This is a genomic window from Candidatus Allofournierella merdipullorum (assembly GCF_048426865.1).
In the GTDB taxonomy this organism is placed as follows: Bacteria; Bacillota; Clostridia; order Oscillospirales; family Ruminococcaceae; genus Allofournierella_A; species Allofournierella_A merdipullorum.
In genome coordinates this window covers 1-10,575 of sequence record NZ_DBFNWJ010000054.1, presented here as the reverse complement: position 1 = coordinate 10,575, position 10,575 = coordinate 1, and the positions used below count along the sequence as shown (strand labels likewise).

10 protein-coding genes and 1 tRNA gene are annotated in these 10,575 nt (G+C 65.6%); 1 reads left to right on the top strand and 10 read right to left on the bottom strand.

All coding sequences use genetic code 11. The features are described 5' to 3' along the window. Positions 1-49 precede the first annotated feature (49 nt). The 7 genes from ACMNAY_RS10210 to ACMNAY_RS10180 all read right to left on the bottom strand — a co-directional run bounded on the left by ACMNAY_RS10210 (position 50) and on the right by ACMNAY_RS10180 (position 7,364). Positions 50-1,756 (bottom strand): glycoside hydrolase family 2 protein, encoded by a 1,707-nt coding sequence (locus ACMNAY_RS10210; RefSeq protein WP_418719301.1) that lies wholly within the window; start codon positions 1,754-1,756, stop codon positions 50-52. A gap of 12 nt (positions 1,757-1,768) precedes the next feature. Next, complete coding sequence (locus tag ACMNAY_RS10205; protein ID WP_418719300.1) at positions 1,769-2,758, bottom strand: linear amide C-N hydrolase; 990 nt, start codon at positions 2,756-2,758, stop codon at positions 1,769-1,771. Positions 2,759-2,863: 105 nt separating this feature from the next. Then, a complete protein-coding gene (locus tag ACMNAY_RS10200) occupies positions 2,864-3,973 on the bottom strand; it encodes an endonuclease/exonuclease/phosphatase family protein (protein WP_418719299.1) in 1,110 nt (369 codons plus the stop codon). Between the two features lie 201 nt (positions 3,974-4,174). Then, a complete protein-coding gene (locus tag ACMNAY_RS10195; protein WP_394977566.1) occupies positions 4,175-4,900 on the bottom strand; it encodes a histidine phosphatase family protein in 726 nt (241 codons plus the stop codon). A 31-nt stretch (positions 4,901-4,931) separates the two neighbouring features. Next, positions 4,932-5,318, bottom strand: coding sequence for a nuclear transport factor 2 family protein (locus ACMNAY_RS10190; RefSeq protein WP_394968516.1), 387 nt, complete (start codon positions 5,316-5,318; stop codon positions 4,932-4,934). A 34-nt stretch (positions 5,319-5,352) separates the two neighbouring features. After that, a complete protein-coding gene (locus ACMNAY_RS10185) occupies positions 5,353-6,630 on the bottom strand; it encodes a sensor histidine kinase (protein ID WP_418719298.1) in 1,278 nt (425 codons plus the stop codon). Continuing rightward, a complete protein-coding gene (locus ACMNAY_RS10180; RefSeq protein WP_418719297.1) occupies positions 6,627-7,364 on the bottom strand; it encodes a LytR/AlgR family response regulator transcription factor in 738 nt (245 codons plus the stop codon). Before ACMNAY_RS10180 ends, ACMNAY_RS10185 begins: the two co-directional genes overlap by 4 nt. Positions 7,365-7,527: 163 nt before the next feature. Here ACMNAY_RS10180 and ACMNAY_RS10175 point away from each other — a divergent pair, with 163 nt between their 5' ends. Next, positions 7,528-8,664, top strand: coding sequence for a GGDEF domain-containing protein (locus ACMNAY_RS10175; protein WP_418719296.1), 1,137 nt, complete (start codon positions 7,528-7,530; stop codon positions 8,662-8,664). A gap of 39 nt (positions 8,665-8,703) precedes the next feature. Here ACMNAY_RS10175 and ACMNAY_RS10170 read toward each other — a convergent pair. The 3 genes from ACMNAY_RS10170 to ACMNAY_RS10160 form a co-directional block, all read right to left on the bottom strand. Continuing rightward, positions 8,704-8,780, bottom strand: a tRNA-Arg gene (locus ACMNAY_RS10170). 206 nt (positions 8,781-8,986) lie between these two features. Then, the gene (locus ACMNAY_RS10165; protein WP_394977574.1) at positions 8,987-9,598 is read right to left on the bottom strand and encodes an ECF transporter S component; all 612 of its coding nucleotides are present in this window, start codon (positions 9,596-9,598) and stop codon (positions 8,987-8,989) included. Between the two features lie 93 nt (positions 9,599-9,691). Then, entirely contained in the window at positions 9,692-10,468 is a 777-nt protein-coding gene (locus ACMNAY_RS10160) for a type III pantothenate kinase (protein ID WP_418719295.1), read from the bottom strand. Positions 10,469-10,575: the final 107 nt, after the last annotated feature.

Here is a 10,575-nt window from a genome sequence, read left to right as displayed (position 1 = left end):
AAAATAAATAAAACGGCGCGGCCCGCTTTGCGCGGGCCGCGCTTTTTTGTCAGTTTTGGGTCAGCCGCTTTGCCAGCGCCAGCATGGGGGCGGCCTTCAGCTTGCACACCTTCCGGTCGGCGGTGAGCAGGCCGTTCACTTCCTCCTCCACGTCGGAAAGCTGGGTGTAGATGGCGGCGCAAAGGCCCTGTTCCACCAGCGGCAGCACCCGCTTTTCGTAGAGGGCCAGCACCCGCTTTTCCAGTTCTTCGGGGCTTTTGCAGGCCCCGTAGCCGTAGCTGCGGCCCGGGCACTGCAGATGCCCCGCCACCGGCAGGGTCAGCCCGCCGAACTCGGTGAGCACCAGCGGCTTTTCGCCGGCTTTCAGATCCCACGGCCCGAAGTAGATGTGGCGGCTGTCCACGTCCGTCTCGCCGCAGCGGAACCACCCGGAAGTAGAGTCGATGAAGCGGCTGGAATCCAGCGAGCGCAGTTTTTGGTAGGCGGCGGTGGAGCAAAACTGGCCCCAGCCCTCGTTGAAGATGGTCCAGTACACCACGCAGGGGTGGCTCTTCAGCGCGTTGACCGTTGACTCCATTCCCGCCAGAAAGGCCGCCCGCGCCGCCGGGTCCGGGTGCATTTTCTCGTCGCTGCGGCGGGTCTGAAAACCCAGGTTCGGCAGCACCGTATCCCGCCGGTAGTTGTAGTCGCCGTTGTTCACCATGTCCTGGAACACCGCCATGCCCAAGCGGTCGCAGGCGTAGTAGAACAGGGGCGGCTCCACCTTGATGTGCTTGCGCAGGGTGTTAAACCCCAGAGCCTTCATGGCCAGAATGTCCTCGTCATATGCCGCAGGGCTGGCAGGTGTAAAAATGCCGTCGCTCCAGTAGCCCTGGTCCAGCACCCCGTGGAAAAAGGTTGGCGCGCCGTTGAGGCAAAGGCGGGCGTGACCGCCCACGGTCTTGATCTCCAGCGTGCGCAGGGCAAAGTAGCTCTCCACCCTGTCTTCGCCCGCTTCGATGACGACGGGGTAGAGAAAGGGCGTTTCCGGGCTCCAGAGGCGGGGGTGTGCCGGCCGCAGCACCGCCCGGCCGTTTCCCAGCGGGGCAGTGAAAGCCCCGTCCGGGTCGGCCACCGTCACGGTGCCGCAAAGGCGTTCGTCGCCCACGTCCAGCACCGCTTCTTCCAGCGTGCAGGTGAAGTCCGCCCGCCGTATGTAGGTGTGCGGCACGCTCTCCAGCCAGACGGTCTGCCACAGGCCGCTCACCGGGGTGTACCACATGCCTCCGGGGCGCTCCACCTGCTTGCCGTAGGGCAGGGTGTGGCCCCGCAGGTCGTCGGTGACCCGCAGCACCAGTTCGTTTTCGCCGGGCAAAAGCCCGCCGGTCAGCTCAAATTCCGCGGCTTCGTAGCCGCCGGTGTGGCTGCCCAGATGCCGCCCGTTCAAAAAGCAGTCAACGGTCTGGTCGGCTCCGTCCGCGTGCAGCAGCACCCGCCCGGCGTTAAAGCCGGCGGGCAGAGAAAAGCGACGGCGGTAAAAGAGAAAACTGCCCTCGGCAAAGTGCTCGCCCACGCCGGAGAGGTCGCTCTCTGGGCAGAAGGGCACAAGAACTTCCCGGTCGTATTCGGCGGGGGCTTCGCCGCTCTGGCTCACCGCGAACTGCCAGCGGCCGTTCAGATTCAGAAAGCTTTGACGCCGCAGCCTCGGGCGGGGGTAGTCCGGCCAGGGCAGGGCGGGCAGCGCCTCACCGGCGGCGGTGAAGAGGGGTTCTTTCATGGAGAACTCCTTTCAGGCCAGCGGCTGAGGCTGAGTGAAGGCAAAGGCGGGGGTCTCCTCGGGGGTCACAGCCAGCACCTTGTCGCCCCGGCAGGTCTCCTCGGTCATGCGCACTGCGCTGATGCGGCTGGCCCCGGCGGTGCGCCAGTAATAGACGTGCTCCACGCCGTCGATGCAGCTGGAATAGAGGGTCTCGTCCAGCGCGCCCTCCGGCGTGATGACGCTGCCCCGCACCATGGCCACGCCCTCGAGAACGTGGAAGAATTCCATCACCTGACCGGGACGGTCTTCGGGGAAGCCGGCGTTTTCTTTGAAGAACACCGCCCGCACATAGCGGGAGGCGGGGGAGGCGTCCCCCGGCAGGCCGATGGCCCCCATGCCCTGGCCAAAGCAGGCAAGGGGCAGCCCCGGCGCGAAATGGTTCTCCGGCTGGCGGGGGGAGAGGTTCATGTAGTTCGCCAGATTGGTCTGGTGGAAGGGGAAGGGCGGGTTGTTGGTGAGCACCCCGGCCTTGTCCTCGTAGAGATGCAGGCCGTCGGCGGTGGACTCCGCCACCAGCGCGCCGGTGGAATCGGCCACGTGCCAGTGCAGCGGGGCCAGGGGCAGGCCCGGCGCAAAGGGAATGGCGCACACGGTCACCCCTTCCAGCAGGGCTTTGGCCTCAGCCAGGGACGCGCAGCTGCCCAGCACCAGCCACAAAAGCTCGTGGGGCGCAAGGTGGTTGGGGTCGGGCGTTTCGTCGGGGAAGTAATGGGCGTTGCCCGGGAAATTCAGCCCGGCCATATAAAGGCCCTTCTCGTTCATGCCCTCGGCAAAGAGAGGCAGGCCGCCGGCCACGCTGGCCATGCCCACCACGGCGTAGTGCTGGGTGAGGGCGGGGCGGTGGGCGAAGGGAAAGGCGAGGAAACGGGGCGCGATGACCACCCGCTGCCCGAAGGATACCTCCAGATCCAGATTGCGGCCGAAGAGCTTCTGCTCAAAAAAAGCGATGCTGGTGCACATGGCGACTACCTCCTTTTGGTGTCTTACCTTCAGTATACACCCCTTTTGGCCCCGGTCAAACGAAAGGCGCAAAAAAAGGCGGCGCAGCGCGCCGCCTGCTGTTTTTCATGCCGCCAGTTTGAAGGTGAGGGCCACCGGGTTGTGGTCGCTGAAAGCAAAATCCGCGTCGACATTCTCGGCGCTGGCGGCCACGTTGTCCGACACGATGAAGCCGTCCACCACGGTGGTGTAGTTCACCCCCGGCTCATAGGGGATGTCCGCGCCCCGGCAGGTGGCCACCTCGAAGCCGTTGTCCGCCGCCACAAAGGAAAAGTGCTCCGGCAGGTCGGCGTCGGTGAGGGTCTGCACCCAGCCGGGGAACTGCTGACGGCTTTCAAAGGTGTGCTCGGTGCCGTAGAGGGCGTGGTTGAAGTCGCCGCCCACGATGACGTAGTTGCCCTTTTCGTACTCCTCCTCCATCACGTCGCGCAGCAGTTCCAGCTGCTGTGCCCGCACGGTGCCGCCCTCGTCGTAGGCGGACATATGGCTGTGGATGAGGGCCAGCTGCCCGTCGGCGCCCTCCACCGGCAGATACAGCACGGTGAAGCAGCGGTCCAGGTCGGTGAACTTGATGAAGAAACTCTCGTCCACCGGGTAGCTGCGGCGCACGCCGCCCTCGGCGGCGTAGCGGGTGAGGGTGAGCAGCCCGGCGTTCACCACGCCGTGATGGTCGGTGAGGGGATAGGCCAGATACCCGCTGTGGAAGTTCTGGCCCCAGATAGAGCCGTGATCGGAAAAAGCGTCCAGCGCCATCTGCCGCTGGTCCACAAAATGGCTGCGGTGGGAGTCGTAGTCCACCTCCTGCAGCAAAAGCAGGTCGGCGTCCAGCTCTTCCAGGGCATCCAGCCCGGCGGCGGTGTTGGCCAGCACGTCCTCCTCACTGCGGGCCTTGCCGTAAAGGCCCTGGGTGGGGGTGCCGTCCTCCATCACGCCGGCATCCATGAAAAAGGAGTAGTCCGGCCCGTAGGCCCCGAAGCCCAGATTGCAGGTGACGGCGGTGTATTCCTCGCCCGCCGCCAGCGGTTCGGCGGGGGCGTTCGCAACCTCCAGGGCGAGGTTGTCCTCGATGCGGTAATACTGAAGCTGCAGATAGCCCACATACCCGGCGAAAAGGAGCACCAGCGCCCCCAGAACGATTGCCAGCGCCAGGGCGGCGCGGCGAAGGACCTTTTTCATCTTGACCTCTTTTCCCGACGAAAAAAAGAGCAGCACAAAACAGACTCTGTTTCGTGCTGCTCTCCGTCGCTTGAACACTGTTTTTAAATCATACACGAAAAAGGCGGCGGGGGCTATCCGCAAAAACCATAAAGTTTTCCGGCGTTCTTTGGGCAGCTGCACAGAAAAGGGCCCCGCCGGCGGGGCAGGGGCCCTTTTTGTTCAGTGACGTTGGTCGGTGAGGGAGTACATCTCGCAGAACCGGGCGGCAAAGCTGGGCTCCCGCCCGCCGGCGTAAAGGTGGGAGGTATCCCCGAAAGCCCCCAGCCGGAAGTACGCCTCGCCCTCCCGGCGCTCCTCGGTGATGAGGGTGGTCACGGAGGAGGGGGCGGCGCAAAAGCCGTGCCACAGCACCATGGGCGACAGGTTGAGCATCCGGCTCAGCAGCACGCACTCCACCCCGAAATGGCAGAACAGCACCACCGTGTCGGTGTTCGGCCGTTCGGCCCGGTAAATTTCACCCTGGCGGCGGTAACCGTGGGCCGCCAGCAATTCGTCCAGGGAGCCGGTCACCCAGCGGTATTGCTCCGCCACGCTGCCGGCCCGCATGGGCTCTGCTTCCAGCCAGGCGTCCCGGTCAAAAAAGCGGGGCTCGGCGGTCCAGTCGGCGGGCAGCCAGTCCCAAGGGATGGACTCGCCTTCCGCCCCGGGCTTGTGAATGGGGGCGCTGAACTCCCGCAGCCAGGGGCATTCGGTGGCGGAGCGGCCCATCTTTTTGAGGGTGAGGCTGGCGGTGTCCTTCGCGCGGCCCAGGGGCGAAACGTAGAACGCCGCTATTTCCAGCCGGCTCAGCCGCTCGGCCAGCAGGGCGGCCTCCTTCCAGCCGGTGGGGGTGAGAGAGTCGATGGAATAATCCGGGTCGGCGTGGCGCACGATGAGCAATTTCATGGGTGTTTCTCCTTATATATGTATGGCGGGGTCAGCGGATGGGCCGCCCCAGATGCAGCGCCTGCCGCCAGGCGGGCGGCGGGCCGTCGTCGCCCCAGTATTCCTCCAGCGTGGCGATGCGCCCTTCCTCCACCCGGAAGAAGGAGGTCACGTGGAAGGAGACGGTGCGCGGCGCGTCGAACACCCGCACCACCGTGACGAGCAGCGGCCCCATGGCCTCCACCCGTTCGATCTCGCCCTCCCACCGGCCGGGATATTCGCAGTTGGCGCGGATGAACTCGGCGGCGGTGAAAAGCTCGTTGGTGTTAGGCCAGCGCACCGTTGCGTCCGGGGCGAAAAACGCCGCCATCTCTTCGGGGCGCTGGGCCAGCGTCGCCGCCCAGTAGGCGGCCGCGTCCAGTTCGGTTTTGTTTTGCATGGAGGACCCTCCTGTTTTCGGATAAGCGGGCAGTTCACGGCACAAGCTGCAGCCGGAACCAGCCGTCGGTCAGATCGAAGCGGCACACCGCCCCGTTTTTGCGGCAGAAGGCGCTGATGGACTGCACCCCCAGCCCGTTGCCCTCCCGGCGGGCCAGCGGCAGGCCGCTGCTGTCGAAGGTGACGTCGCCGGCGCAGGGGTTGGAGATCTCCAGCATCACGCCCGGCATGCTCACCGCCCGGCAGCGGATGCACCGGCGGGAGACGGGCAGCTCCAGATTGGCGTGGATGGCGTTGTCCAGCGCGTTGGCCACCACGATGGCCAGCTCTCTCTCGTCCACGGGAAGCTCGTCCGGCAGGGAGATGCTCGCCTCTACCGGGATGTCCTGGCTTTTGGCCTGCTCAAAGCAGGAGGCAAACACCGCGTCCAGCACCGGCGGGCGGCACCAGCGTGTCACCTTGTGCTCTTCCAGCCGGGTCTGGGCGGCGTCCAGGGTGGCCAGGGCCGTGTCCCGGTCGCCCCGCAGCATCAGCTCGGTGGCGGCCTGAAGCTGGTGGCGCAAATCGTGGCGCTGGATGCGGATGCTCTCCTCCACTTCCTTCACCCGCTCCATCTTCTCCTTCAGCGCCGAGATCTGCATGGACAAAAGCGTGGTGCTCTGCCGCTCCGCCTGGATCTGGTACTGGGCGTAGAGGCTCTGGAACACCGCGATGTAGACGATGATGATGGGGATCACCGCGGCGTAGAGGTAGGTGCGCTGGACCGGGTTTTCCAGATAACTGCCCGGCCAGGAGGCCATGAACACCAGATAGCCGCAGAAGGCGCAGGGGATGAGGGTGAGGGCGGCCCAGCCGGAGGGCATCACCCGCACCAGCATGCGGAAGGGCCGCCGCAGGAACCGCCCTTCCAGCCAGATCACCACGCCGTAGAACAGGGCCGTCAGCAGGATGTTCACAAAGCCGGGCAGGCCCAGCGAGTCGGTCAGCATGCGGATCATGGAGACCCCCAGCGTGGACAGCAGGATCTGGGACAGGTAGTTGAACACCGCCTGGGCCGGGGTGTCGCTGGCCGCCCAGTAGGTGAGGAAAACCGCCGGCAGCGAGATGGTGAGAAAGAACACCCGCAGCAAAAGCAGTTCACCGCCCAGCACAAGCAGCGCCAGGCTGGTGCCGAGCATCCAGAGGCTGTAGAGCGCCATGATGCACAGCAGCTTGCGCAGCCCGAAGCGGAACTCGGTCAGGCTCGCCATCATGCCCACCGTCATCGTGGTGATGAACAGGGTGCGGAAAAGCAGAAACGCCAGGTCCGTCATAGCGATCGATCCTCCAGCCAGTAGCTGCCCCAGGCCCGCTTGAATTCCGCGGCCGCCCGGCGGGGCAGGGTCATGGTGCGGCCGTTGTCCAGCAGGACCGTCTGGCCGTTCACGCCGGTCACGTGCTGGAAGTTCAGCACAAAGCTGGCGCCGCACAAACAAAAGCGCCGGTGGGCCAGCAGGGGAGCGGCCATCTCCCGGAAGGGCGAGCGGATGGTGTGAGAATCCACGGTGCCGTCGGTGCAGTAATAGCGCATGCAGCGCCCCACCCGCTCCACATAGCGGATGCGCTCCAGCGGGATGCGCCGGGGCCCCTCGGCCGTGGGCACAACGACGCAGCTGCCCCGCCGGCGGGCCAGATTTTCCGCCGTGCCGTCCAGCACGCGGAAGAACTTGTCCGCCTGCACCGGCTTGAGCAGGTAGAAAAAGGCCCGCACGTCGTAGCTGTCGGCGGCAAACTCGTTGGAAGCGGTGAGATAGACGATCTCGCCGCCTTCGCCCAGCGCCCGCAGGCGGCGGCCGGTGTCGATGCCGCTCAGCTCGGGCATGAGGATGTCCAGCACATAGAGGTCAAAGCCGCCCGCCGCCTCCGCCCGCGCCAGCAGCGCGCCGCCGCTGCCAAAGCTCTCCACCTGCCCGCCCGCGCCGGGGCGGGCGCGAAGATAGGCGCTCACCAGGTTTTCCGTTTGACGAAGCTGCTGTTCGTCGTCGTCACAGATGGCAATGCGAAGCATGGGTCGTCCTCCTCTCCCGGCGGAGTGCGAATTTTGCGCAGGCAGCGGCCAATTTGGAACAACCGCTTGCCTGTTTTATCCCGATTTTTACAATGAAAATAGCATGGAAGCGCGGCGCCGTCAAGGGGGTGCGGCCCCGGGCTGTGAGGAAGGTGTTTGAACGATGAAGGCCTTTTGGAAACGGTTTTGGAAGGAAGCGTCCCTCGACCCGGAGGAGCGGCGGGCGTTCCTGCGGCAGTCGGTGCAGAAAAACGACTTCGCCCTGGGCGTGATCTGCGCCATCGTCTTTGTGGTGGAGGGGTTCAACATCGCCCGGGTGCTGAACACCTCGGTGGGGCTGGGCACCCGGAACAACCGCATCTATTTCTCTCTGTACTGCGCCCTGCTGTTCATCGCGGCGCTGTGGCTGGTGCTGTGGCGGCTGCTCCGCCGCGCCCCGGCGGGCGCGCAGTGGGCGGCGCAGTACGCCGTCACCTGCCTGATGCTTTTGTGGCACCTGACGCTGAACACCTACGACCTGCTCCGTGACCCCGACGGGGAGACCACCGTGCTGACCACGGCGCTGTTGGGGCTGGCCTTTCTGATCCAGTCGCCGGCGGCGTACAGCGCGGTGCAGATCGGGGCGGGCTATCTGCTGTTCCGGGCGGTCATGGCGCCGCTGCTGGACACGGGCGACCAACTCAATCTGACCATCACCTTTGCGGTGGCGCTGGCGGTGTCCCTCACCCAGGCACGCCACGCCGCGGTGGCGGTGAAGCAGCAGCGGCAGGCTGCGGAGATGAACGCCAAACTGCAGGAGCTGGCCCAGCGGGACCCCCTCACCGACCTGCTCAACAAAACGACGGTGGAGTGCTGGGCCGAGCGGATGCTCGCCGGCGCCGGGCGGCCCGGCGGGCTGACCCTGTTCCTTTTGGACCTGGACGAGTTCAAGGAGGTCAACGACCGCTACGGCCATCCCTGCGGCGACTATGTGCTCACCGAGACGGCCGAGGCCATGCGGGACGCCTTCCCGGAGGCGGCGGGCCTGGGCCGGGTGGGCGGCGACGAGTTCGCCGTGCTCTATGACTGCCCGCTGACCGGGGAACAGGTGACCGCTCTGTGCCGGGAATTTGAGGCGCGGCTGGGGCAGGTGCAGTGGCAGGGCCAGAAACTGGAGGTGCGGTGCAGCGCCGGCGTGTGCGTCAGCGCGCGGGCGGGCTGCTCTTACCGCAGCCTGTACACCGAGGCCGACCGCCTGCTCTACCAGGCAAAAAAGACTGGCCGGGGCCGGTACTGCGTGCGACGGCTGGAAGATACATAAACAAAAAGACCGCTGTGTTTTCACACAGCGGTCTTTTTGTGGTGCGCCCGACTGGATTCGAACCAGCGGCCTTCCGGGTCGGAGCCGAACGCTCTATCCATCTGAGCTACGGACGCAGATCGGCGGAAAGCCGTCCCGCGCGGACGGTTTCCGGCACATTTGACCGCACCCTGTTGGTGCATCGCTTATTGTATCACATTTTTTTGCCGTGGTAAAGCCTTTTTTCAAAAATCGGGGCAAAATCCCGCGCTGCGGCAGGTTTCGCCGCAAAAGGCGCAAAAAAGCGCGGGCGGAACGCCCCGCCCGCGCGCTGTTCCTGGATTCAGCTGCGGTTCAGCACCGGCCAGACCGCCCGGCTGAGGATGCCGGACACCACAAAGCCGGCGGCGGCCTCCACCGCGCCCTGCACGCCCACGAACAGCAGAACGAACACCAGCGGGTTCGCCGCGCCCAGGGCGGTCACAAAGCTCTGGATGTAATCGGTGCGGTAGAAGAACAGCACCAGCGCGCCCATGAAGAACACGGTGTTCAGCACCGGGCCCGCCAGCGCGGCCGCGCCGAAGGCGGCGTTGGCCCGCAGGGGCTGGTCCTTGCGGTGCAGGGCCTTGAAGATCACCGCCGGCAGCCAGCCCGCCAGCACCCGGGTGGGTACGCAGGTCAGGAAGGTGAACACCGGGTTGATGGTCATCAGCGTGGTGCCGAAGGCGTCGGAACCGAAGCAGGTGGAAAAGCTGGTCAGGCCGAAGATGCCACCCAGAATGGCGCCCTCGGTGGGCCCCAGCAGGATGGCGCCCACCGTCACCGGGATCATGATGGGGGTGATGGCCAGCGGGCCGATGTGGATGTAGCCCAGCGGGGTGTAGGCCAGCACCAGCACGATGGCGGCCAGCAGCGCCAGCCGGGTCAGACGCAGAGTCTTGGAATGGTTGTTCATGTTACATGCTCCTTTACTGCCGCTCCGCCTCAAAACGCGGATACAGCGCAAACTTATTTATGCACACGCCCCTGGCGGGGCGGAACACCCTATTTATTTTTGATTTTTCTGCCAGATGAGATACATGCCGTCCAGAATGAGGTCCTCGCACCGGCGCACCGGCTGGCTCATCGCTTTCAGCACCGCCTCGGGCACTTCGCCGGTGGCGGCCACCCATGCGCCTTCGCCCAGCTCGCTGCGCAGGCGGGCGATGAGGCCGTCCAGCATGGCGGCGGTGCCCAGGATGCTGCCCGCCTGCAAACAGGCGGCGCTGTTCTTCGCCAGCGGCGTCAGCGCGGCCCGGGGCGTGTCCAGGTCCACCTGGGGCAGCTGGGCCGTGCCCTTCACCAGGGCGTTCAGTGCAGCTTTGGGCCCGGGCAGGATCATACCGCCCAACAGGCGGCCCTTCTCGTCAATGCCCATCAGCGAGAGAGCGGTGTCCGCGCACAGCAGGATCACCGGCCCCGGCGCAAGATCCAGCGCGGCCACTCCCGCGCACAGCAGTTCGGCGCCCAGCTGGCCCGGGTCGTCGATGCAGATGGCAAGGCCGCTCTTGAGGCCAGGGCCCACCGTGAGCACCCGGCCTTCGCTGTACCGGCGCAGCGCGGCGATCATGGGGGCGGTCAGTGCCGGCGCAACAGAACCGAGGATCGCGCCCTCCCAGCGGCGGCCGCCGTGGCCGTAAAGTTCCAGAAGCTGCCCCAGGGCAATGGCGCACTCGTCCGCCGTCAGCCCGGCCCGGGCGCTCAGCCGGCCCGAGAAGAGCTTTTGCTGCCCGTCGTATCCGCCCACCGAAATGTGGGTGTTGCCGATGTTCACCGTCAGGACCATGGCGCTGCGGCCTCCTTTCCTTGAGCGGCCCCTATTATAATACTATTTATAGCAAAAAGGCAAGCCCCCCTCTTTTTCGGGGGCAAAAATCGCCCTTTTCATTTTTT